This is a genomic window from Janthinobacterium sp. GW821-FHT03A03 (assembly GCF_059421435.1).
This window is the reverse complement of sequence record NZ_JBWKUZ010000036.1, coordinates 1-23,396: the sequence shown is the minus strand read 5'-3', so window position 1 is coordinate 23,396 and position 23,396 is coordinate 1. Positions and strand designations below refer to the sequence as shown.

16 protein-coding genes are annotated in these 23,396 nt (G+C 61.0%); 4 read left to right on the top strand and 12 right to left on the bottom strand.

Annotated features, from left to right (window positions below; all coding sequences use genetic code 11):
- Nucleotides 1-576 precede the first annotated feature (576 nt).
- Nucleotides 577-2,565 carry a sigma-54-dependent Fis family transcriptional regulator gene (locus AC07VI_RS29025; protein WP_492996207.1) on the top strand — a complete coding sequence of 663 codons (1,989 nt, stop codon included), beginning with the start codon at nucleotides 577-579 and terminating at the stop codon, nucleotides 2,563-2,565.
- A 1-nt stretch (nucleotide 2,566) separates the two neighbouring features.
- On the opposite strand, the gene AC07VI_RS29020 is transcribed toward AC07VI_RS29025, so the two are convergent.
- The 7 genes from AC07VI_RS29020 to AC07VI_RS28990 all read right to left on the bottom strand — a co-directional run bounded on the left by AC07VI_RS29020 (nucleotide 2,567) and on the right by AC07VI_RS28990 (nucleotide 12,209).
- On the bottom strand, nucleotides 2,567-3,577 hold the full coding sequence (locus AC07VI_RS29020) for an FAD:protein FMN transferase (RefSeq protein WP_086148145.1): 1,011 nt from the start codon (nucleotides 3,575-3,577) through the stop codon (nucleotides 2,567-2,569).
- Nucleotides 3,567-5,678 carry a 4Fe-4S binding protein gene (locus tag AC07VI_RS29015; RefSeq protein ID WP_492996209.1) on the bottom strand — a complete coding sequence of 704 codons (2,112 nt, stop codon included), beginning with the start codon at nucleotides 5,676-5,678 and terminating at the stop codon, nucleotides 3,567-3,569. The genes AC07VI_RS29020 and AC07VI_RS29015 overlap by 11 nt, the downstream gene beginning before the upstream one ends.
- Before the next feature lie 48 nt (nucleotides 5,679-5,726).
- Nucleotides 5,727-6,887 carry a porin gene (locus AC07VI_RS29010; protein WP_086148143.1) on the bottom strand — a complete coding sequence of 387 codons (1,161 nt, stop codon included), beginning with the start codon at nucleotides 6,885-6,887 and terminating at the stop codon, nucleotides 5,727-5,729.
- 286 nt (nucleotides 6,888-7,173) lie between these two features.
- Nucleotides 7,174-8,910 (bottom strand): PQQ-dependent methanol/ethanol family dehydrogenase, encoded by a 1,737-nt coding sequence (locus AC07VI_RS29005; protein ID WP_086148148.1) that lies wholly within the window; start codon nucleotides 8,908-8,910, stop codon nucleotides 7,174-7,176.
- A gap of 49 nt (nucleotides 8,911-8,959) precedes the next feature.
- Nucleotides 8,960-9,349, bottom strand: coding sequence for a DUF779 domain-containing protein (locus AC07VI_RS29000; protein ID WP_086148142.1), 390 nt, complete (start codon nucleotides 9,347-9,349; stop codon nucleotides 8,960-8,962).
- Nucleotides 9,350-9,405: 56 nt separating this feature from the next.
- A complete protein-coding gene (adh, locus tag AC07VI_RS28995; RefSeq protein ID WP_086148141.1) occupies nucleotides 9,406-10,926 on the bottom strand; it encodes an aldehyde dehydrogenase in 1,521 nt (506 codons plus the stop codon).
- Nucleotides 10,927-11,252: 326 nt separating this feature from the next.
- Complete coding sequence (locus tag AC07VI_RS28990) at nucleotides 11,253-12,209, bottom strand: beta-propeller fold lactonase family protein (protein ID WP_492996212.1); 957 nt, start codon at nucleotides 12,207-12,209, stop codon at nucleotides 11,253-11,255.
- A gap of 202 nt (nucleotides 12,210-12,411) precedes the next feature.
- Between AC07VI_RS28990 and AC07VI_RS28985 the strand changes: the two genes are divergently transcribed.
- Complete coding sequence (locus AC07VI_RS28985; RefSeq protein ID WP_492996214.1) at nucleotides 12,412-14,550, top strand: TonB-dependent receptor family protein; 2,139 nt, start codon at nucleotides 12,412-12,414, stop codon at nucleotides 14,548-14,550.
- A 567-nt stretch (nucleotides 14,551-15,117) separates the two neighbouring features.
- On the opposite strand, the gene AC07VI_RS28980 is transcribed toward AC07VI_RS28985, so the two are convergent.
- From AC07VI_RS28980 to AC07VI_RS28960, 5 genes are all read right to left on the bottom strand, one after another.
- Nucleotides 15,118-15,951 (bottom strand): substrate-binding periplasmic protein, encoded by an 834-nt coding sequence (locus AC07VI_RS28980; RefSeq protein ID WP_226936513.1) that lies wholly within the window; start codon nucleotides 15,949-15,951, stop codon nucleotides 15,118-15,120.
- A 25-nt stretch (nucleotides 15,952-15,976) separates the two neighbouring features.
- Nucleotides 15,977-16,462 (bottom strand): cytochrome c-550 PedF, encoded by a 486-nt coding sequence (gene pedF, locus AC07VI_RS28975; RefSeq protein ID WP_076573049.1) that lies wholly within the window; start codon nucleotides 16,460-16,462, stop codon nucleotides 15,977-15,979.
- Nucleotides 16,463-16,588: 126 nt separating this feature from the next.
- Nucleotides 16,589-17,608, bottom strand: a complete 1,020-nt coding sequence (gene rtcA / locus AC07VI_RS28970) for an RNA 3'-terminal phosphate cyclase (RefSeq protein ID WP_492996216.1) — start codon at nucleotides 17,606-17,608, stop codon at nucleotides 16,589-16,591.
- A 16-nt stretch (nucleotides 17,609-17,624) separates the two neighbouring features.
- Nucleotides 17,625-18,860 (bottom strand): RtcB family protein, encoded by a 1,236-nt coding sequence (locus tag AC07VI_RS28965; RefSeq protein WP_099420952.1) that lies wholly within the window; start codon nucleotides 18,858-18,860, stop codon nucleotides 17,625-17,627.
- A gap of 269 nt (nucleotides 18,861-19,129) precedes the next feature.
- A complete protein-coding gene (locus AC07VI_RS28960; RefSeq protein ID WP_099376177.1) occupies nucleotides 19,130-20,701 on the bottom strand; it encodes a vWA domain-containing protein in 1,572 nt (523 codons plus the stop codon).
- Nucleotides 20,702-20,905: 204 nt separating this feature from the next.
- Here AC07VI_RS28960 and rtcR point away from each other — a divergent pair, with 204 nt between their 5' ends.
- Both rtcR and AC07VI_RS28950 read left to right on the top strand, forming a co-directional pair.
- Nucleotides 20,906-22,519, top strand: coding sequence for an RNA repair transcriptional activator RtcR (gene rtcR, locus AC07VI_RS28955; protein ID WP_099376178.1), 1,614 nt, complete (start codon nucleotides 20,906-20,908; stop codon nucleotides 22,517-22,519).
- Between the two features lie 6 nt (nucleotides 22,520-22,525).
- Nucleotides 22,526-23,314, top strand: a complete 789-nt coding sequence (locus AC07VI_RS28950; RefSeq protein WP_226936511.1) for a nucleotidyltransferase domain-containing protein — start codon at nucleotides 22,526-22,528, stop codon at nucleotides 23,312-23,314.
- The last annotated feature ends 82 nt before the right edge of the window (nucleotides 23,315-23,396 follow it).

The following is a 23,396-nucleotide window of genomic DNA, read 5'->3' as shown; positions in this document are numbered from 1 at the left end:
CTCGCATTGCGAGGTGTTTGCTCACTCAAAAACAACTGACAGGCCACTTCTTGCGAAGCGTCCTATTTCATTATTTCTTGTGAACATTTGATATTTTAAGTATGACGCCAATCCGAAGATCGGCGCTGCACTACATCAAATGTCCACACTTATCGACTGTTAATTGTTAAAGAACTGTATTCGGTACTGCTTTCGCGCTATCGACAAAGCGTTGTGTTTGTCAGCTGCGAAGAAGGAAGAGTATGAAGCGTTTCGCCAAATCCGTCAACCTTCTTTTTTCACCCTGCTTTACTCGGCATTTGCATGCGTCGTTCAGCGAGGGGGCGAATTATAGCCCTGCCCCGCACGCCCCGCAAGGGCTATTTTCCCGCCCCGTGAAACGGCCCTGGCACCGCACTTGCTTATACAGCCCCATGCACTGCCCCTGATGGTAGCAACTCTGGGCCTCGCAGCAACACGGGGGGACAGCCCGGCTCGCTTTGCTTTGCTCCCATCTGTGACAGGTGCTACATTATGGAACACTCTCGATATTCAAAAGAGCGCCGCAGTACAGGGCCCAACGGAGGCAACGAGATCATGTATCAACCGTCAGCTACTTACCGTAGCGCACCGTTTTCGTCCATCGCGGATGCGAACACTTTGCCGGCAGGACAGGACAACGTCCCCGTCATCATCGAAACGTCCCATCAGCGCTCCGTCGCCTTTGGCCTGTCGCCCACGGCCACGCCCGACTTTACGCCGGCCGGCAAATCCGACCTGTCCTTGCTGATCGAGCAAAACCGCATGCTGCACACACATGCGCTGCCGGCGATGGAAACCCTGTACCAGCAAATCGTCAACACGCACAATATGGTGATACTCACGGATGCCAACGGCGTCATCGTGCATTCGCTGGGCGACGATGATTTCCTGGAGAAAGCCAACCGCGTCGCCCTGCAACCGGGCGTGGCATGGTCGGAACAAAGCCGCGGCACGAATGCCATCGGCACGGCCATCACGGAAAAAGTACCGACTCTGGTTCATGCGGACCAGCATTACCTTGCTGCCAATCATTTCCTAACTTGCTCTGCGGCACCAATCACCGACCACCGGGGCAATGTCATCGGCGTACTGGACGTTTCCAGCGACCAGCGCAGTTTCCACAAGCATACGATGGCCCTCGTGCGCATGTCGGCGCTGATGATCGAAAATCAGCTGTTTTCCGCCACCTTCGAAGATGCCATCACCGTGCACTTCCACGCCCGGCCCGAATTCATCGGCACCTTGATGGAAGGTATCGCCTCGTTCACCCCGGGCGGGCGGTTCTTATCGGCCAACAAGAATGGCTTGTTCCAACTGGGCCTGTCATTTGCCGCATTGCAATCACATACTTTCAGCTCCCTGTTCGGCTTGCCCGTTTCCGCCCTGTACGACCATTACCGTACCGCCTCGCCAGGTTTGCTGAACCTGTGCATGCACAGCGGCGTACGCGTGTATGGGCGCGCGCAGTTGCGCCTGTCTAATAGCGTCTTCCAGCACGGCTTTACTGCCAGCACCGACCATAGCGATATCAACGCCGTGCCGGCCCAGGTTCCCGCGCCGGCCAGCCATGCGGCCAATGCGGCGCGCCGCCTGTCCGGCTTGCGCTACCTGCGCACGGGCGATCCGCAACTGGAACTGGTGATCGAAAAGGTCAATAAAGTCCTGGGGCGCGATATTCCCATCCTCGTCATGGGAGAGACAGGCACCGGCAAGGAATTGCTGGCGCAAGCCATCCATAACGATTCGCCACGGGCCATGGGACCGTTTATTGCCGTCAACTGCGCCTCGATCCCGGAAAACCTGATCGAATCGGAACTGTTCGGCTATGAAGACGGGGCGTTTACGGGTGCGCGCAAGAAAGGGGCGATAGGAAAGATTTTGCAAGCGAATGGCGGCACCCTGTTCCTCGATGAAATCGGCGACATGCCCTTCGGCTTGCAGGCGCGGCTGCTGCGCGTGCTGCAGGAGCGGATGGTCACGCCGCTGGGCAGCAGCAAATCGATTACCGTGAATGTGGAACTCATTTGCGCCACGAATCACAACTTGCGCGAACGCATGGCCAAGGGGCTGTTCCGCGAAGACCTGTATTACCGCCTGAACGGCCTGGTGGTGAAACTGCCACCGCTGCGCGAGCGCACGGACCTCGATACGGTGGTGAAGAAAATCCTTGCAACGGAAGCGCCCGACACGCGCTACACGGTGGCGCCCGACATCCTGCGCCTGTTCCACCAGCATAAGTGGCCAGGCAACTTCCGCCAACTGACCAATCTGTTGCGCACGGCCATCGTCATGGCTGGCGACGAGCATGAAATCTGTTTGCGCCACATGCCCGATGATTTCCTCGACGATATTGAGATGACGCAAGCGACTGCCGCCAGCGCCAGCACGGACCGCATGATCGCAGCCGGCGCCAACCTGGAAGAGATGGAGCAAAGCGTGATCCTCAAGTCGCTCGATGCCCACGGCGGTAACGTCTCGGCCACGGCCCGGGCTCTGGGCGTGTCGCGCAACACGATCTATCGCAAGGTGCCGCATCTGAAATAGCCTAGAGTAGACGGGGAAAGCCGGGCGACATCTTGCGCCGCCCCTGCTTGTCGATGGTCATCAGGTCGATGCCCTGCATGTGCGCAGCCATCGCATGCGCGCGCACGGCCCCCGTCACCATGAAGGTCGTCGACAAGCCATCGGCCAGCAAGCCCGTAGGCGCCAGCACGGTCACGCTGGCCAGTTCGCGCGGCGAATCGCCTTTCGCAGGGTCGAAGATGTGGTGATGCGCGAAGTCAGGCGTGAACGCGCATTCGTAATCGCCGGACGTCGCCACGCTGCGGCCCTCCACTTTCAAGGTGGCCGCCAGGATTTCCGCGTCGCGCGGGTCCTGGATGCCCAGGGTCCACGGGCGGCGCACGGCACGCTGTCCGCGTGCAATGAACTCGCCCGTGTCGAGCAGCGCGTGCCGTATGCCGCGCGCCTGCACGGCCGCCAGCGCCATGTCGGCCGCATAGCCCTGCGCCAGGCCATTCAGAGTCAGCGCCATGCCGGGCTGCAGAAAACGCACTTCACGGCGATCCCACGCCAGTTGCCGCCAGCCTACCCTTGCCTGCGCGGCGCGGCGCGATGCTTCCGCAGGCAGGCTCGCCTGGTCTGCCGCCGACCGAAACAGCCGCCATAACGGTTGCACGGTGATATCAAATGCCCCATCGCTCCATTGCGACAAGGTTTGCGCCTGCGCCAGCACGGCCAGCAGGTGCGCGTCCGGCCGGGCCAGGCGACCATCGCGGTTCAGCTGGAAGACCTGGCTGGCGGGACTGTAAATGCTCATCAGGCGGTCGATATTCCCGGCCGCATGCAGGGCGTCTTCAATGGCCAGCTCGGCCTGGCGCTGATCGTGGTGCAACACAGTGACGGCGATCGTCGTGCCAAACGCCAGCGCTGCGCCGCGATACGGGCGCACGCCGGAGGCCGTGACCGTGCCGCGCGCCATGCTGCCAGGCAAAGACAAAGCCGCCATGCCGGCCACGCTGCCGATCGCCGCCGAAATAAAGCTTCTACGCTGCATTGCTGCTCTCCTCTGCCATGGCCCGGACTATCGGGATGGTACGGGCACGCTTGATTTCCAGCATCAAGGGTGCGCATTTTTCATCGCTGGCGTAAATCACCACGCAATCCATGCATTGAAAACACTCGCCGTAATCGACTTTCCCGCTGGGCGCAATGGCATGATGCTCGCAGCGGTGGCGGCAGGTCTGGCACGGCGTGCCGCATTCCTTGCGGCGGGGAATCCAGTTGAACAGGCGAAAGCGCCCCAGCAGGGCCAGCGCCGCGCCAAACGGACACAGGAAGCGGCAAAAGAATTTATAGGAAATACTGCTGAGCAGTAGTAAACCCACGGCATACGCGACGAAGGGCCAGGCGCGCACGAAGTTCAGGGTGATGGCTGTCTTGAACGGTTCCAGCTCCACCAGCTTGTCCGTGATCTGGCTGGAAAACATGCTGCTGCCGAGAATGGCCGCCAGCAAGCCATATTTGATCCATTTCAAGCGTTCGTCCAGGCGCGGCTTGATTTTCCACTGCGGCAAGCGCAACCATTGGCCCAGCTTGCCCGTGAATTCCTGCAAGGCGCCAAACGGGCACAGCCAGCCGCAAAACGTGCCGCGGCCCCATATGAATAGGCTGAGCAGCACGAACGCCCACAGGATCACCGTCATCGGGTCGAACAGGAAGAAGCCCAGGCTGCGCCCCGCCAGCAGCGCCTGGATCACCCCTGTGATATTGACGATCGACAACTGCCCCTGCGCGTAATAGCCGATGAAGCCGATGGTGAACAACAAAAACAGGCGGCGAAACCACGCAAATTGCCGGCCGTCGCGCACCAGGCGTTTCTGCCAGGCCAGCGCGCCGGCCAGCAGCGCCAGCCCGGCCAGCAGGATCAACAGCTCAGCCTTGCGCCCCTTCCACGTGCCGCGCCAGCCGGCATCGTCGCCTTGCGGCGCGCTATAAAAATCGGCAGGCAGGCGGTACGTGAAATCGACGTTGCGCGCGATGCGCTCCGGATACACGATGCCCTTGCTGCGCGTGATCGGCATGGTGAACGCCAGCGGACTGGCCGCATCGAGTCCCGCCTGGCTGATGACGCGAAAGACGGCGATATTTTCAGTCGGCAACGGTCCCGCATCGGACAGGTTCAGTTCCAGGTCCAGGTCGCGCATGTCGATGGGCAAGCCGTCCTGCTTCAGCAACAGGCGCTCGGGCACGGTGCCGCGCACGAAATCGTCGCCCAGCACGCCGTAGCGCCCGCGCGACATGACGAGGATGGCGTGGTCGCCCTCGTCGAGCCGGTTGCGCAGCTTGTTCCAGCTGCGCTCCGTCAACAGATTGCGTCCCACCGTGGGCACGGACACATAGGCCAGATACAGGTCGATGAACACGCCGTCCGGTTCGCGCTGGGCCTGCGCATCGAGTCCGGCGCCATTGCTGCCAGCAAACAGAGTCTCCACCTCCTTGTTGCTCAGGCGTACATGCTGGAGCAAGCCTTGCGCAAGCATCTGCGCCACGCTAAGTTGCTTGAACACCTCCATGCGGATGCGGGCGATCTGGTCCGGATCGCGGCCTTGCGCAAACCCGAGTTTTTTGCGCGACACTTTCAAGGCCGACGCCAGCACGCTCTGGTTGATGATGCGCACGGAAGCCGTGGCCTTCGACACGCCATCGATATCGGCGTGGGTCGCATCGGCCGCCCGCTTGGTGCGCGCACCGATGGCGATGTTCTGCTTGAGCGAGAGTCCCTGATACTGTTTGACGAACTGGAACAGCGGCGCCTCGCCCAAGCCATCGAGAAACACGGGTTCATGCTGCGACAGCACGGCCACGTCCAGGAAACTGCCAAGAGGATTGATGGCGATCAATAAATTGACGGGAACGCCGGAAAAGCCGGGAATCGGCGCCAGGTCCACCGACTCAAACACGTAGCCGACCAGTTCCGTGGCCGTGGCATTTTGCTTGAACAGGGGCCAGACGGGCAGGTCGGCGTCCTTCTCACCGACGACGAGGGGCGCGGGAAAGCGCCGCGCCAGCTCGGCCCGGGTGAGCACGCCGGCCCACGCCTGCCCCAGGATAAACAGGAATAGCCAGCATCCGATGAACAACCGCAGTATCCGCATGCACTACGCTCCATGCGGCGCCGCAGCTTCCGGCGCCGCATTCATTGGTTAGAAGAAAATAATGCCGCCCAGGGACACGCCATTCATCTTCGCTTCGCCGCCCGCAAAGCCCTTCGAGCGCGTCTGGCCCAGTTCACCCACGAGGGTGATCGCGCTGTTGAGCGAGTAATACGCACCGAGGGTCAGGTTGGCGTTCGACTTCAGGCCGCCCGTGCCGGCCGTGTTGTCATCGTTCTTGCTGATGCCATAGGACAAGCCCAGCTTCAGCTTGTCCGTCGTTTTATACGTGCCTTGCAGCAGCCAGTTCTTCGACTTGGTATCGCCCTGGTCTGCATCGGACAAGATGCCGAGTCCCTTGCCGCCCTGGAAGTTGACCAATACGCCGGCCGGGCCCATCTGGTAGGAGCCGCCCACTTCCACGCCGCGCATGGTCAGGTCATCGACGCCAGGCGTTTTCGAGGTGAATTTTTGCGACTTCACGCCCAGCCAGGCTTTCAAGCCTTCCTGCGCATACGTCAGCTGCGCCTGCACTTGCGGGCTGGACTTCGAAGAATAGGTCGAACCTGCCACGATGGGCGTGTCCGACACGGGGCTGACCAGCGCCACGTCGACGCCAACGCCGCCGGACTTCGGCGAGCTGTACATGATCTGGCCATAGTTGCCCAGATAGGTATAGCCGGCACCGATATGGCCCAGCGTGACGCGGCCCCGCTGCGTGGCCTGCACGGGCGCGCCCGAGCCCAACAAGGTCATGTCGGACAGGATCGCATTTGCGCCGAAGATGCCGTAGTCGCGGCCCAGCTTGAAGGTGCCCATTTCCGCATTGCCAAACGTAAAGAAAGCCTGACGCACGTCGACTACGCTGTTCTGGCTGATGGCGCTGTCCGTGGCCGTCGAGTTGTAGATGCCGATCAAGGCTTTCACGTCGTACTCGCCCAGGCGCGAGCTTGCCGAGGTGATCAAGCCATTCGGCAGCAAGCCGTTGCCGATGGTGGTGCGGTCCTTCTCTCCGCCGCAACCGAGCGCCTGGCCGCCCAGCGCCAGCCCGCCCACCGCGTCGCCCGAACACGACACTTGCGTGTAATAGGCATTGACGATGCCGCCCACCGACACGGTCCAGTCGCCGGCCTTGATATCGACGGCTTGCGCCTGCCCTACCGCTGCAATCGTCATGACACCCAGGCTCCCCAGCTTGATCAATGTGTTCATTGCTTCTCCTCTTTCTTCTCTGTTTTTAGTGTGCACATCAGTGATTGATGTACCTCAAGCTTTGGCAATAAGCGTGCCCAACACGACTCACAGGGAGAAAGAGAAAAAGCGTCGTTAACATGTGCAGCAGCGGATCAATTGCCCCGCACGGTGTTCATTTTTTGACCAAAAGTATGTGCAACAAAGATACAGGTAAACAAAAAACTGACGGCCAAGGCCGTCAGCAAAAAGAAAGCGCCCGGCAGACAGGGAGACACCCATCCGAGTGGCCCGGGCGCCTCCCCCCTTACTTCGATGCCAGCTTGAAGACCCACACGGAACCACCCTGTTCCAGGAAGTTGACCTTCTTCGCCACTTCGCCGCCCCACAGCGGCACGGCGCCGCCCCAGCCGGAAACGACGGCCACGTATTGCGTGTCGCCATCCTGCCAGGTGACGGGTGGCGCCACGACGCCGGAGCCCGTCTGGAATTTCCACAGTTCCTTGCCCGTCTTCGCATCGACGGCTTTCAGGAAGCCTTCCGGCGTGCCGTAGAACACCAGATTGCCTGCCGTGCTCATCACGCCGCCCCACAGCGGCGCGTTGTTCTTGATTTCCCAGACGATCTTGCCCGTCTTCGGATCGACGGCGCGCATGGCACCGATGTAATCGTCAAACAGGGGTTTGATGGTGAAACCGGCTCCGAGGAAGGCGCCGCCCTTCTTGTAGCTGATGGGCTCGTTCCAGATGTCCATGCCCCATTCGTTCGCGGGCACATAGAACAGCTTGGTTTGCGGCGAATAGGCCATCGGCATCTGGTTTTTGGCGCCGAGGAAAGCCGGTGCGGCAAACACGGTCGTGCCCTTCTTGCCCTCCTCTCCCTTGGTCGGGTCGCCAGGGCGGCCGGCGGGAATGAAGTTCGGCCGGCCCGTCTTCAGGTCGATGCTGCTGGCCCAGGTGATTTTCTTGACGAACGGAAAGGCATTCTGCAGCTTGCCCGTGTTGGCGTCGATGACGTAGAAGAAACCGTTGCGGTCGGCCTTGCCGCCGTAGCGCTTGCCATCCATGTCGAAGGTGACGAATTCGTTGGCGCCGTCGAAATCCCAGGCATCGTTCGGCGTGTTCTGGTATGCCCACTTGATCTGCCCCGTCTTCACGTCCAGCGCCACCGTGGACGACGAGTACAGATTGTCGCCGGGACGCAGATGGCTGTTCCATGGCGCCGGGTTGCCGGTGCCAAAATACGCGAGCTTGGTCTGCGGATCATAGGTGCCGCCCATCCACGTCGAAGCGCCGCCCGTTTTCCACAGGTCGCCCGGCCAGGTCTTGTTTACCGTGCCGGACACGCCGTTATCGCTGGCCTTGCCATCCTTGTCGTAGCGGTGGCCCATATGGCCTTCCACGGTCGGACGGCTCCACACGAGGTCGCCCGTCATCGGATTGCGCGCCTCGACCCGGCCGACAATGCCGAACTCACCGCCCGACACGCCCGTCAGCAGCAAGCCTTCGGCGATCAGCGGCGCGGCCGTCATCGAATAGCCGGCCGCATAATCGTCGACTTTCTCTTTCCAGACGATCTTGCCCGTGTTCTGGTCCAGCGCCACGAGATAGGCGTCCAGCGTGCCGAAGATCACCAGGTTACCGTACAGGGCCGCGCCGCGGTTGACCACGTCGCAGCAGGGCATGATGCCGTCCGGCAAACGGTGCTCATATTTCCACAGCTTGGCGCCCGTTTTCAGGTCGATGGCGAAGATGCGCGAATACGATGCCGTGACGAACATCTTGCCGTTGTGAATCAAGGGCTGCGATTCCTGGCCCCGCTGTTTTTCGCCGCCAAACGAGAACGACCAGGCCGGCACCAGCTTGGCCACGGTCTTGTCATTGATCTGCGTCAACGGCGAATAGCGCTGGCCCTGCGTGCCCATGCCGAACGACAGCACGCTGGCCGGATTCCTGGCCGTGCTGTCGAGCATGGCACTGGTGACATTGCCCACGTCGGCCGCCTGGACCAGCGAAACGACACTCAGACCGACGACGATCCCCATGATTTTTTTCTGCACAATCATCTCCCTCTGTTATTAGTATGTGTATGTATCAAGTGCTGCCATGGTCGTGCGGCTGCGCATGCAGCAAGGCGCACTCTTCATCGGTAAACAGGCGCGAACGCGTCAAGAAGCGCTTGCCCGTGCCGTTGTCGAGTGAAAACATGCCGCCATTGCCATCGACCACATCGATAATCAACTGGGTATGCTCCCAGTACTCGAATTGCTCGAGTCCCATGTAGAACGGTGTGCCATTCAAATTGCCGAGATAAATGTCGGTATCGCTGACATCGAACTCGCCCAGCGCATAGCACATGGGCGCGCTGCCGTCGCAGCAACCGCCTGACTGGAAAAACATCAGCGGGCCGTGACGCAGGCGCAACTTGTCCATCATTTCCAGCGCCGCATCGGTGGCGACCACCCTGGCAATTGCTGCACTCATGGCATCCCTTTCTGTGCGCCGCACCCGAGGAACAGGGGGCGGCGCCTGTTGCCGGTTTAGAAGAAGCCCAGGGCTTTCGGGCTATAGCTCACCAACAGGTTCTTCGTTTGCTGATAGTGGTCGAGCATCATCTTGTGATTTTCGCGGCCGATACCCGATTGCTTGTAGCCGCCGAACGCGGCGTGGGCCGGATACAGGTGGTAGCAATTGGTCCACACGCGGCCCGCCTGGATGGCGCGGCCCATGCGGAAGGCGCGCGAGCCGTCACGCGTCCACAGGCCGGCGCCCAGGCCGTACAGGGTGTCGTTGGCAATCGCCAGCGCGTCGGCCTCGTCCTTGAAGGTGGTCACGGAGACGACGGGCCCGAAGATCTCTTCCTGGAAGATGCGCATCTTGTTGTTGCCCTTGAACACGGTCGGACGCACGTAGTAGCCGCCTTCCAGGTCGCCCGCCTGCGTATTGCGCTCGCCGCCGGCCAGCACTTCGGCGCCTTCCTGGCGGCCGATGTCGAGATAGGACAGGATTTTTTCCAGCTGCTCCTGTGATGCCTGCGCGCCTATCATGGTGGACGAGTCGAGCGGATTGCCCTGCTTGATGGCGGCCACGCGCTTCAGGGCCCGTTCGATGAATTTCTCGTAGATCGATTCCTGGATCAGCACGCGCGATGGGCAAGTGCACACCTCGCCTTGATTCAGCGCAAACATGGCAAAGCCTTCCAGGCATTTGTCGAAATACTCGTCGTCCGCATCCATCACGTCTGCAAAGAAGATGTTCGGCGACTTGCCGCCCAGCTCCAGGGTGACGGGAATCAGGTTTTGCGCGGCATAGCCCATGATCAAACGGCCCGTGCCCGTTTCACCCGTGAAGGCGATCTTGGCGATGCGCTTGCTCGAGGCCAGCGGCTTGCCCGCTTCCAGGCCGAAACCGTTGATGATGTTCAGCACGCCAGGCGGCAGCAGGTCGCCGATCAGCTCGATCAACACCATGATCGAGGCGGGCGTTTGCTCGGCCGGTTTCAGGACGACGCAATTGCCGGCGGCCAGGGCTGGCGCCAGCTTCCACACGGCCATCAGGATCGGGAAATTCCAGGGAATGATCTGGCCCACGACGCCCAGCGGCTCGTGATAGTGATAGGCATAGGTTTCCGCGTCGATTTGCGCGACGGAACCTTCCTGCGCGCGGATGCAGCCGGCAAAGTAGCGGAAATGGTCGATGGCCAGCGGAATGTCGGCATTCATCGTTTCGCGGATCGGCTTGCCGTTGTCGATGGTTTCCGCCGTGGCGATCAGGCTCAGGTTCTGTTCGATGCGGTCGGCGATGCGGTTCAGGATATTGGCGCGCTCGGCAGGCGAAGTCTTGCCCCAGGCATCCTTGGCGGCATGGGCGGCGTCCAGCGCCAGCTCGACGTCTTCCGTCGTGGAGCGGGCGATTTCGCAAAACGGCAAGCCCGTGATCGGCGTAATGTTGGGAAAATATTCACCTTTTACGGGGGCAACGAATTTGCCGCCGATGTAGTTGTCATAGCGTTGTTTGAAGGGATTGGCTACGCCCAGTTTGCTGATGTCTGCGAGATTCATGTCGTCCTCTATCGGGTGAATTAGAATAAAAGTACTTAATTAAAATCAAACGTCCTGGTACAGATGGGGTGAGTACACGGAGTCTTCCGCAAATGCCGTGCCAGCTCGCCATCCCACTACAAACTTAGCGGGTTTTACTGCTGTTGCAAGGGCATGGCGTCAATAGCGGCGCGCTTTTCACCCATGCGCCCGGGCCGGACGGCAGGCGGCGCTTTGTTGGCGTATTGAACAGGGCGGCGGCGTCCTGTTCCCAAGCCGAACCAGCCCTGCTGCGCCGCTGCACAATGGAACAGGTGTACCAGACTGGAACACCTGTTCCGGCTTGCCTAGCGGATCACCACGCCCCATGGCAATTCGCCCACGGCAACATCGGCCACCTTGCGCGCGCTGGCCGTGTCGATGACGGAGACGCTGTTCGAGCGCCCGTTGGCCACGTACAGCTTGGCGCCGTCGGGCGTGATGGCCATGTTCCACGGGCGCTTGCCGACTGGAATGGTGGCCGTCACCTCGTTGCTGGCCGTATCGATCACCATCACCGTGCCGTCGATGCCATTCGAGACATATACGTGCTTGCCACCAGGATGGACCACGATGCCATTCGCATTCTTGCCTGCAGGAATGGTGACGATGGCCTTGCGCAGCGTCATGTCGATCACATACACGGCGTTGACCAACTCGCACGCCACGTAGGCGCGGCCGGAATCGGGGCTGAAGCCGATGCCGCGCGGACGCAGTCCCACGGCGATGGAAGCCACCTGGCGGCGTTGCGCCACATCAATGACGTCGACTTGCTCGGCCTCTTCCGCGCTGACCAGCAGCCAGCGCCCATCGGGGCTGAAGACGGCGTGTTCCGGGTTGCGCCCCTGCACCTTGATATCGGCGAGCACGACGCCCGTATGGCCATCGAGCAAGGCCACGCTATTGTTTTCCTCGACAGCCACGGCCACGTAATTGCCGTCGTGCGAGGCGCTGACGCCTTCGGGCGACTTGCCCAGCGCTACGCTGCGTACGGGCGCACCGGCAGCGTTGTCGATCAGCAGCAAGGCACTGCTGGCTGCATCCGTGACAAACAATTGCCGCCCGGTGGGATCGGCGGCGATGCCGCGCGGGCGCTTGCCAGCCGCGATCTGGCGCACCACCTGGTCGGTGGCCGTGTCGATCACGCTCAGGGTGCCCGACTTTTCATTGGGCACATAGGCAAACGGTTCGGCATGGGCATACGCACATGCCAGCGCCGGCAGCAATACGCAAGCCTGGCGCAAACGTCGGAATAACTTGGGCATAATCACCTTTTCAATGGCAAAACAGGGAAAAAGCGCTGGCTGGCAGCGCCTCTGGTGATTCCTGCATGCAAACCCCGTGCCACTGGCGCGCGTATAATTTCCCATCACCAATGGAGACATGGCAGGCATATTGCTTGAGAAGACTATGCAGACCTGCGCCGCGCACGCGATCAAGCAGGCTTTATTCACATTGGAGAACCGCATGCAGCATCGTTTCCGCCTGAACACCATCGCCAGCCTGTTTGTTGCCGGCAGCGCCACCCTCGCCCCCCACGTCTTTGCTGCCGAGCCCGCTGACCTGGCCGGCGGGCAACTCATGGATACGGTCGTGATCAGCGGCAGCCGCATCGCCCACCCCAGCCAGGAGGTGCCGGCCTCGATCGACGTGGTCGACAGCGCCCGCATCCAGGACGGGCAGATCCGCGTCAATGCGTCGGAAGCGCTGGCCGCCGTGCCGGGCCTGGTCGTGCAGAACCGCCAGAACTACGCGCAGGACTTGCAAATCTCGTCGCGCGGCTTCGGCGCACGCTCGGCCTTCGGCGTGCGCGGCGTCAAGCTGATCAGCGATGGCATTCCCGCCAGCATGCCCGACGGGCAAGGCCAGGCCGCCACCTTCAACCTCGATACGGCCGAGCGCATCGAAGTGCTGCGCGGACCGTTTTCTGCCATCTATGGCAACCATTCTGGCGGCGTGATCCAGCTGTTTTCCAAGGATGGGCAAAATCCCCCGTCCGTCGAACTGAACGTGACGGGCGGCAGCTTCGGCACCAGCAAGGCGGACTTGACGGCACAAGGGCAAGCAGGCGGCATCGGCTACGTGCTCGACGGTTCGCGCTTCCGTACGGATGGTTTCCGCGACCACAGCGCCGCCACACGCGAACAGGCGTTCGGCAAGATCACCATCAAGCCGACGAAGGACAGCAAGCTGACCATCGTCGCCAACAGCCTGCATCAGGGCAACACGCAAGATCCGCTGGGCGTCACCTGGCCCACGTTTGCGCGCGACCCGCGCGCCGGCGAAATCGATGCGAGCGACACGCAAAACCCGAAGCGCACCCTGGCCGAACGCTACAACACGCGCAAAAGCATCGATCACCAGCAGATCGGCGCCACCTACGAGCAATCATTCGGCGATGACCGCCTGCATGTGACGGTGTATGGCGGCAACCGCGACGTGATCCAGTACCAGGCATTTAATAAGGCATTCCAGGCGCCGCCCAAGCATTCGGGCGGCGTGGTCGACTTCCAGCGGGAGTTCTACGGCATCGACACCAACTGGCTGCACGTGAATCAATTGGCTGGCGGCAAGCTGAGCACCACCATCGGCATCGATTACGGCCGCTCCAGCGATGACCGCACCGGCTATGAAAACTTTATCGGCAACACATTTGGCGTGAAGGGCAAGCTGCGCCGCGGCGAGCAGGACGTGGTGTCCAGTCTCGATCCGTATATCCAGACGGAATGGCAGAGCGGGCCATGGCTGCTGAGCGCAGGTTTGCGCTACAGCAAGATGAAAGTGGCGGTCAATGATCACTTCCTCGGCAATGGCGACGACAGCGGCAGCCTGGAATACAGCCACACGACACCCGTGCTGGGCTTGCTGTACAAGCTGACGCCCAGCGTCAACGTGTACGCCAGCGCCGCGCGCGGCTTCGAGGCGCCCACCTTGAACGAACTGTTTTACTCGGGCACGGGCGGCGGTTTCAATTACCAGCTGAAACCGGCCACCAGCACCAACCTGGAAGCGGGCATCAAGGCCAAGCTCAACAACAACACGCATGTAAACGCCGCCTTGTTCCAGATCAAGACCAGCGACGAACTGGTGGTCGATCAATCGAGCGGCGGGCGCACCAGCTACCGCAATGCCAGCAAGACCTTGCGCCAGGGCATGGAGGTATCGCTGGACTCGACCCTGCCTTACGGTTTCACGGCGAAAGTGGCGCTGACCAGCCTGCATGCCGTGTATGACCAGGCCTTTGGCAGCGTACGCGAAGGCAGCCGCTTGCCGGGCGTGCCCAGCGCCAATCTGTTCGCGGAGCTGGCGTGGAAAGACACGCTCGACCGTTTCGGCGCGGCAGTGGAAAGCGTGGCCAGCAACCAGGTCTACGCGGAAGATAGCAACATCGAAAAACCGGCGCCCGGCTACACGGTGTTCAATGCCCGCTTCAACGCCAAACAAAACGCAGGCCATTGGCGCTTCAAGGAATTTGCCCGTCTGAACAATCTTTTCGACAAGACTTACGTGGGTTCCGTCATCGTCGGCGACAGCAACAAGCGCTACTATGAAGCGGCGCCGGGCCGTAACTGGCTGCTAGGCGTCAGCGCCCAATACGCCTTTTAAGAACACCTGAGAAAAAGTCCATGGCGGCGTTGCATTGCCTGGCCGTACTATTCGTACTGCCTGCGGCAATGCGCCTTGCCCTGAACATTTTTCAGGCGTTCTCATGATCTGAGAAAAAGTCCATGGCGGCGTTGCATTGCCTGGCCGTACTATTCGTACTGCCTGCGGCAATGCGCCTTGCCCTGAACATTTTTCAGGCGTTCTCATGATCTGAGAAAAAGTCCATGGCGGCGTTGCATTGCCTGGCCGTACTATTCGTACTGCCTGCGGCAATGCGCCTTGCCTTGAACATTTTTCAGGCGTTCTCATGATCTGAGAAAAAGTCCATGGCGGCGTTGCATTGCCTGGCCGTACTATTCGTACTGCCTGCGGCAATGCGCCTTGCCTTGAACATTTTTCAGGCGTTCTCATGATCTGAGAAAAAGTCCATGGCGGCGTTGCATTGCCTGGCCGTACTATTCGTACTGCCTGCGGCAATGCGCCTTGCCTTGAACTTTTTTCAGGCGTTCTCATGAAAAAGCCCGCGCCTCTTCCGATGTGCGGGCTTTTAAACGAAAGCAGGCTACTTCAGGGCCGCGCTTCCTTCACGCCATGCTTCTCAAAGATGGCTTTCAATTCACCGCTGGCCGCCATCTCGTTCATGGCCGCCTGCAGCAGCTTGCCCACGTCGAGCTGCTGGCGGCTGACGGCCAGGCCCACGGCCCAGCCGGCACGCGGCAAGCGGGCGAACGCCACTTCGCTCAGGGGGAAGGCGGGGTCGCTTTTCAGCACCGACTCGATTTCCGAGCGGTTCGCCAGTACGGCGTCGAGCTTGCCCGCCTGCAATTGCTGCAAGGCTTCGGTCGCCGTGTCGAAGATGCGCACGTCGTCGCGGTACTTGCCATTGTCCTCGCCCAGCATCAGCATGGCGGCGATCGACACTTTTTCGACGCCGATGCGCTTGCCGGCGAGGCTGGCGACCCCGTCGAATTGCGGCACGGCTTGCACGCTGCGGGCCAGGCGCACGGTTTCCACATAGTATGGGGCGAAGATCTCGACCTTGTCGTTGTCCGCCATCAATTTCTTGTCGACCGGCACGTGCAGCATCACGTCGGCGGGACCATAGCCGAGGTAATGTCCCTTCCACACCATATTGCGCAAGTCGTCGTTGAGGTTTTCGCCGGCGGGAAAGGGCAGCAAGCTCAGTTTCAAGCCCAGCTTTTTCGCCAGCGCTTCGGCAATGTCGATATCGATGCCCGTACCCTTGTCGGAAAACGGGGCGAACTCGTTATACACAGCCACTTTCAGGCTGCCCGACTGCTGCACTTTCTGCCAGTCGGCGCGCGCCGGCGCGGCCGCGCACAGCGCCAGGCAGGCGAGCGAGAGCATCGCGCGCGTGCCCCGGAGTTGAAATGAACGCATGGGACTCCTTCGTGATCAGTTCGGCCTAATTAGACTCGCGGCGGGTTTCCAGGTAGGTCTTGATGGCCCACATGGCTTCCTGGTTGAACACGCCCTCGAACGGCGGCATGTACACGGCGCCATTGCGTACTTTACCGTGACGTATGGTCGCCAGGAAATAATTGTCCGTTTCCTTGTAGCAAGCCTGTTTCTTTGTCTCATTCTTGATACCGAAACAGTCGCGATCGAGCTGGCGCAAGTCCGGCGCGATGCCGCCCGAGATGGCTTCGATGCCGTGGCAGCGGGCGCAGTTCTGATTGTAGGCCGAGGTGCCCACCGTCAGGGCCAGTTTGTTGCCCCGATATGGGTTTTGCTCGAGCCATTTGTCGCCCACCTTGGGTAAACCCGTGGTGTCGACGCCTTGCGGCGTGACATTGCCGTGCGCATAGGCTTGCGGCAAGGTCAGCAGGGAAGTGAGGGCAACAGCGCCGGCGGCGGCTACGCCGAGCAGGGTGCGGATGGAATAGGTCATGCTGGTCTCCTTGGTAGTGAATATCCAAAGAAGAGCAAATGCCATGCCATGCATGCGTACCCCTGATCCGGCCGCCCATGTATCAATTTGGAACAGCTGCAACAGGTATTTGTGTCACCGCGTACGTCAGGCGGCGGCCACCGTGCAGATACTGCCCCGCTCCTGCTGCTCGAAAGTAATACGCACGGGCAAGAAGCGGGAAATCACGTCCGCATTCGTCAACGCATGCTGCGACACCTTGCTGCAGCTGAAGGCGCCGCCGCCGGCCAGCGCCATGGGCAGCAGGAGCTGGTCGGCCAGGTGCTCGCCCACGGCCGCGTCCGTCTTGAGATAGGCGCGCACCTCGTTCAGCAGGCGCTTGGCCACGGATTCGGCCAGCAGGGACTTTTCGCCGAACGAGGTAAATACTTCCGTGACATATTCATGCTCCAATGTCAGCAGCAAGACGTTGCCCGGCCCCTGCTCCGCCGGCAGGCCGACGATGCGCAGCTGCTTGCCGCTCCAGCCCATGCCCTGGGCGACGCGCTCGAGCTCGCGCTGCGCCACGTTCACATGCACGCCCGCCACCACGCTTTCCGCATACCCGGCCTTCCGCTCGCCGCGCTGCAACAATGCGATGGGCAGCAAGCGCTGGCATGGTTGCACCGTGGCAATCACTTCGCCGCCGCCCGCGGGATGAAAGCCGTAGCGCTGCTGCGCGATATCGACGTCGGCGCCCATCTGTTCCAGGATGCGGCCATACGCGCGCTGCAAAAAATGCACGGGCGGCGCCATGGCATTGTGCGTGCCGCCGCTGATGCGCACGGTGGACGGGCCATCCGCATGCAGCAAGGCCGGCAGCAGGGTTTGCAGCACCAGGGTGCAACTGCCGGCGCTGCCGATGGCGAAGCGGTAATCGCCGCCGCGTATGGGGCCAGGCGCGAACTCCAGGCTCGATGCGCGCAGCGCCACTGGCGTCGTGCGCGCCCCGCAAATGGCGGCCGCCGCCTGCACGGCCAGCAGATGCTGGCGCAGCAAGCCGGGCTTTTCCCGCCCCGCGCGGATATTCGTCAGCCGGAATGACTGGCCCGTGATCATGGACAGGCTCAGCGCCGAGCGCAAAATCTGTCCGCCGCCTTCACCTTGCGCTCCATCAATTTCTATCATCTGTACTTTCTTTCTATTAACCTTTGACGCAAACGACCTGCTTCAGGATATGCACGACGTCGACCAGTTCGCGCTGCGCCAGCATCACCGCATCGATATCCTTGTAAGCCATCGGAATTTCATCGATCACGTTTGCATCCTTGCGGCATTCCACGCCCTCGGTGGCGCGGATCTGGTCGTCCAGGCTGAAGCGCCGCTTCGCTTCCGTGCGGCTCATCGTGCGGCCCGCGCCGTGGCTGCAGCTATGAAAACTGTCCGCATTGCCCTTGCCGCGCACGATAAAACTCTTCGCGCCCATGGAGCCGGGAATGATGCCCAATTCTCCGGCGCGGGCCGAGACAGCGCCCTTGCGCGTGACCAGCACGTCCTTGCCGAAGTGGTGCTCCTTCTGCACATAGTTATGGTGGCAGTTGACGGCCTCCACGTGCGTCTGGAACGGCTTATGGATGACCGTGCGCACGGCGGCGATCAGGTTTTGCATCATCACTTCGCGGTTGTTGCGCGCGAAACGCTGGGCCCAGCCCACGGCTTCCACGTAATCGTCGTAATGCTGCGTGCCTTCAGCCAGATAGGCCAGGTCCTGGTCGGGCAGGTTGATGAAGTGGGTGCGCATGTCCTGCTTGGCCAGTTCGATGAAATGCGTGCCGATGGCATTGCCCACGCCGCGTGAACCCGAATGCAGCATGAACCATACGCTGCCCTGCTCGTCGAGGCACACTTCGACGAAGTGGTTACCGCTGCCCAGGGTTCCCAGGTGACGATAGTTATTCGTGTTCTTCAGCTTGGGCGTTTTCAGGCAGATGGCGTCGAATTCATCCTTCAGCTGCAGCCACGCGGCGTCGACCACCGAGGGCGGCGTATGCCAGGAACCCTCGTCGCGGCCCCGGTGGCCCCGCGTCTTCGGCGACATCCCGTGCGGAATGGCGCGCTCGATGGCGCTGCGCAGCGGCCCCAGGTTATCGGGCAAATCGCTGGCCGTCAGCGTGGTCTTGGCCGCCATCATGCCGCAGCCGATATCGACGCCCACGGCTGCCGGAATCACGGCGCCCAGGGTGGGGATCACGCTGCCGATGGTCGATCCTTTACCCAGGTGAACGTCGGGCATGACGGCGATATGCTTGTAGATGAACGGCAGGGTCGCCGTGTTGCGCAATTGTTTTTTTGCCGCTTCTTCGACAGGCACGCCACGCGTCCACATTTTCACGGGACGGCTGCCTTCGGTATGCAGGACTTCGTATTCTTCGTTTTTCATCGCTATGCTCTTCTTCTATTGTATAGGGGGTGATGACAAGGATTGGTGAAACATTGCCGACGCATCGGCTCTAAATGTAGTTCCACCGGCATTCATCAGTACGACAACCCGACCAGGGAGACAGGATTTCTGCCAGGCTGACTGCACCTGGCAGGCCGGTTTGACGCGGCTGATCGATGTAATCCTGTCGGCATTCGGGGCACTGCGGCGCATGACCAGCCGGGACAGGACATCTTTATGTAGCCTTGTCCGCATTCATGCGCTTTGCTTCAACAACCTCGCGCCGCGATATCGATGGCGGCGATTTCCCCCACCCAGTGGGCTGGGTCCAGCTGGCCGGCGGCAAAGGCGGCGATGATCCTGAATACATCATCGGAAAAACCGCCGATATTCAAAATATCCCCGCGCTCCATCGCCTGCGTGGTGGCGTGCGGCGCAATATCGATGCAGACCAGCTTTGCCTGCGGATTGCGCTGCTTGAAGACATTCCACTGTCCCATGGTCGCCGTGGCGCCGCTGCGCTTCGCGTCGATCCACGATTCGTTATCGGACACATAGATCACCAGGTCGGCCAGCTCCTTCCTGCCGTTCATGCGCAGCAGGGGCGCGCTGCAATTGGTGCCGCCACCGCCGATGGCCGCCAGCCTGGCCGCGTTCTCCATCACGCTATCATCCGCGCCGAGCGCGCACTGCACCACGCTGTGCTCGAACGGCAGCACCATCGCGTCCGGATTCTTGCGCAGCATGGCCGCCGCCACCAGCGCCGCCACGTCGATGCAGCGCACGTTCGAGGTGGCGCTGCCGCGAAAACCGCTGACGGGTGACGCCATCGAGCCGGAAACGTCGGGACACACCACCACCTTGCCGGCGATCCGCGGCACGTTCGCCAGCGATATTTCCAGCGCCTGCTCCAGCGCCGCGTGCACGATGCGCGGTACCTTGTCGCCGGCGGCCAGGTACGCCGACATCAGCTGGTACGGAAACACGCGCGAGCTGGCGATCGCCGCGGGATCGCACAGCCTGGCGGCGATCAGTTCCGGCATGCCGGCGATGTCGTACACGCCATGGCGGGCGAAGGTGTTCAAGTTCATGCGCACCATCTGCCAGCCGCCCTGGCGGGCGATCTGCGCCCACGCCTGTGCGTTCAAGGGCAGCGCCGTCAGCATCTGAAACGGCACTGCCGGAATCGCTTGCGCTGGATCAAGCTTGTAAGCTTCGAACGCTGCCAGCGTCGGCGGCAGTGCGGCGGCATCGTAGGGCTTGCCGATCAGCCAGGCGAAAAACGCGGCCCGCCAGGCATCGCCGGGTTTCGGGTGCACCATCTTGACCACGTCGGCCAGCGATGGGCTATTGCCCACGGCGGCGGCCAGCAAGGCCTGTTCCGACGCGCCGTTCAGCCATGCCTGCACGAGCTTTTTCGGACGCGATCCCAGCGATTTGCGGCCGATGACGCCCGAACGCACGATTTGCACGAAATTGCGCAGCATCTTGCCATTGTTGATGACGCGTTGAAAAGCCGGCGCGAATTCCACGGCGCCCTGCCCCGCCAGCACGGCCACCAGCAAGGCCGGCATATCCTTCATATAGCCCCGTTCGCGGCAGTACACGGCCGTTTGCGCAATGAAGGCTGGCTCGACGGCCTGGCACAGCTCGATCACCTTTGCCAGCTGCGCGTCGGCGCTCGCATAAAACGTCGTGTTCAGGCAGCCCGTGGCCGCGTATTGTGCCAATTGATGGCGTGGCGTCAGCGCATACGCTGGCGCGCCTTCGGCATTGTGCGCCAGCGCCGCCGGCAAGGTTGCGCTCTGTTTCGCGCTGTGGAATAACTGGGCGTTGGCCATTTTTTTCCTCTTCTACTCTATGCGTTTATCTCGGTGTTATCCCTTCTATTGCAAGCGCTGTGCCAGCTTTCCGCAATTTCCCAGCAGTGCTTGTAAGTAATTGATTTTATTCATCAATATTTTCAACGTGCGCTTTCAGGCGAAAATGGGCAACATCGGATATTCAGATACAATTATCTTTTCAGATAAACTCCTATCCAATCTATGCAAGCAAAACGCACCGTCGTCATCGGTTTTCTCGGCACACAGCTCGACAACGGCAGGGGCGCGGCCCGCTGGGAAAAGTGGCGGCCCAGCGTCGCGTTGACCCAGCATGAAGACAGGATCATCGACCGTTTCGAACTGCTGTACGCCGGCGAGCAATTTGCCAGCCTGGTACGCCAGGTGTCGCAGGATATCGCCAGCGTCTCGCCGGAAACGCAGCTGCTCGCGCATGACCTGCCGATCAGCGATGCCTGGGATTTTGAAAACGTGTATGGCGCCCTCTATGATTTCGCCAACAGCTATCCCTTCGACCCGGACCAGGAGGATTACTGGATCCACATCACCACCGGCAGCCACGTGGCGCAAATCTGCATGTTCCTGATGACGGAAGCGCGCTATTTTCCTGGCCGCCTCGTGCAGACGTCGCCGCCGAAACGCCAGGCCATTGGCAATCCCGGCAGTTACGCGCTGATCGACCTCGATCTGTCGCGTTACGACCAGATCGCCCAGCGCTTTACGCGCGAGCAGGCCGAAGCCGTAGCGTTCCTGAAGTCCGGCATCGCCACGCGCAATGCGAAATTCAACGCCATGATCGGGGAAATCGAGCGCGTCGCCATCAAGTCAAAAGCGCCCATGCTGCTGACGGGGCCGACCGGCGCCGGCAAGTCCTTTCTCGCGCGCCGCATCTATGAGCTGAAACGGTCGCGCCACCAGATCGACGGCAAGTTCATCGACCTCAATTGCGCCACCCTGCATGGCGACGGCGCCGCGTCCACCCTGTTCGGCCATATCAAGGGGGCATTTACGGGCGCCGGTGCGGACCGGCCAGGCTTGCTGCGCAGCGCGCACAAGGGATTGCTGTTTCTCGATGAAATCGGCGAACTGGGACTCGATGAACAGGCGATGCTCTTGAAAGCCATCGAAGAGAAACGCTTCTTCCCCGTCGGCGCCGACGCGGAGGTGCAAAGCGACTTCCAGCTGATCGCCGGCACCAACCGCGACCTGGGCAAAGAGGTAGCGGCCGGCCGCTTCCGCGAAGACCTGTATGCGCGCATCAATCTGTGGACCTATGCATTGCCGGGCCTGGCGCAGCGGCCGGAAGACATCGAGCCGAACCTCGACTACCTGCTGGCGCAGTACGGCGCGGAGACGGGCGAGCGCGTGCGCTTCAACAAGGAGGCGCGCGAGCGCTTCATGCGCTTTGCCGCCGCGCCATCGGCTGCCTGGCACGGCAATTTCCGCGATTTGTCCGCCGCCGTCACGCGTCTGGCCACCCTGTCGGAAGCGGGGCGCATCACGGACCAGGTCGTGGATGAGGAAACGGCACGCCTGCGCCGCCTGTGGCAGCATCATGGCGTGCGGCCTGATGGAGACGAAGTGGCACTGGCGCAGATCATGGGAGAAGCGGCCGCCGCCCGGCTGGATCTGTTCGATGCGCTGCAGCTGCAGGCGGTCATCAAGGTGTGCCGGCAGTCGAACAGCCTGTCCGACGCGGGCCGCACGCTGTATGCCGTCTCGCGCGCGGCAAAAGCCAGACCGAACGATGCGGACCGGCTCAAGAAATACCTGGCCCGCTTTGCCCTTGATTGGGATACAGTGTCTGTAAGCAACTAATACATAATGACAATGATTCCTGAAGAAATACGAGTAGAAATCATGCGCCGCCTGGCGGCCGTGGAAGAAAAGGAAGGCGTACGGATACTGCTGGCCATTGAGTCCGGTAGCCGCGCCTGGGGCTTTGCCTCGCCCAATAGCGACTTCGACGTGCGGTTCATCTATGCCCGGCCTGAAGACTGGTACTTGAGCGTCGACCTGGAAGACAAGCGCGACGTGATCGAATATCCCATCGTCGACGATATCGACCTCAATGGCTGGGATGTGCGCAAGGCGCTCCAGCTATTCTGGCGCTCCAATCCCGCCGTGATTGAATGGATACAGTCGCCGATACAATATATCGAAAATGGCCATTTCAAGACTGGCATCCAGGCCTTGCTCAATTCCATCTATACGCTGGAAAAGGGTATTTACCATTACCGCAGCATGGCCAAGACCAATTACCGCGGCCATCTGATGGCGGAGATGGTGCCTTTGAAGAAGTATTTTTATGTATTGCGCCCCTTGCTGGCCACGCGCTGGATAGAAACCTATCGCACCGCGCCGCCCATCGAATTTGCGGCCCTGCTGCACCTGTTACCCAAGGAAGAGGGCTTGCTGGAAGAAATTCACAGGCTGCTCGAGCGTAAAAAGCTCGCGCTGGAAAAAGAATTAGCCCCACGCATCGATAAGCTCAATGCATTTATCGAATCGGAATTGGCCAGGCTGGAGAATTTCAGCGTGGAAAAAGAAGAAAAACCCGCCGGGATGCAGGATTTGAATCATCTGTTCCAGCGGATACTACGAGAAATCTGATCTAAAAATGACAAAGGCAGCGCGCAGCGCTGCCTTTTTTTCGTCCGTGCGCCGTGCAAGCGCGGCAATCTGTGGACGTAAA

Coding starts and splice junctions, on each gene's coding strand:
- AC07VI_RS28960 (WP_099376177.1), bottom strand. CDS start 20,701: ATGGCCAACGCCCAGTTATTCCACAGCGCGAAACAGAGCGCAACCTTG.
- AC07VI_RS29000 (WP_086148142.1), bottom strand. CDS start 9,349: ATGAGTGCAGCAATTGCCAGGGTGGTCGCCACCGATGCGGCGCTGGAA.
- AC07VI_RS29015 (WP_492996209.1), bottom strand. CDS start 5,678: ATGCGGATACTGCGGTTGTTCATCGGATGCTGGCTATTCCTGTTTATC.
- AC07VI_RS29025 (WP_492996207.1), top strand. CDS start 577: ATGTATCAACCGTCAGCTACTTACCGTAGCGCACCGTTTTCGTCCATC.
- adh (WP_086148141.1), bottom strand. CDS start 10,926: ATGAATCTCGCAGACATCAGCAAACTGGGCGTAGCCAATCCCTTCAAA.
- AC07VI_RS29010 (WP_086148143.1), bottom strand. CDS start 6,887: ATGAACACATTGATCAAGCTGGGGAGCCTGGGTGTCATGACGATTGCA.
- rtcA (WP_492996216.1), bottom strand. CDS start 17,608: ATGATAGAAATTGATGGAGCGCAAGGTGAAGGCGGCGGACAGATTTTG.
- rtcR (WP_099376178.1), top strand. CDS start 20,906: ATGCAAGCAAAACGCACCGTCGTCATCGGTTTTCTCGGCACACAGCTC.
- AC07VI_RS29020 (WP_086148145.1), bottom strand. CDS start 3,577: ATGCAGCGTAGAAGCTTTATTTCGGCGGCGATCGGCAGCGTGGCCGGC.
- AC07VI_RS28985 (WP_492996214.1), top strand. CDS start 12,412: ATGCAGCATCGTTTCCGCCTGAACACCATCGCCAGCCTGTTTGTTGCC.
- AC07VI_RS29005 (WP_086148148.1), bottom strand. CDS start 8,910: ATGGGGATCGTCGTCGGTCTGAGTGTCGTTTCGCTGGTCCAGGCGGCC.
- AC07VI_RS28965 (WP_099420952.1), bottom strand. CDS start 18,860: ATGAAAAACGAAGAATACGAAGTCCTGCATACCGAAGGCAGCCGTCCC.
- pedF (WP_076573049.1), bottom strand. CDS start 16,462: ATGACCTATTCCATCCGCACCCTGCTCGGCGTAGCCGCCGCCGGCGCT.
- AC07VI_RS28950 (WP_226936511.1), top strand. CDS start 22,526: ATGACAATGATTCCTGAAGAAATACGAGTAGAAATCATGCGCCGCCTG.
- AC07VI_RS28980 (WP_226936513.1), bottom strand. CDS start 15,951: ATGCGTTCATTTCAACTCCGGGGCACGCGCGCGATGCTCTCGCTCGCC.
- AC07VI_RS28990 (WP_492996212.1), bottom strand. CDS start 12,209: ATGCCCAAGTTATTCCGACGTTTGCGCCAGGCTTGCGTATTGCTGCCG.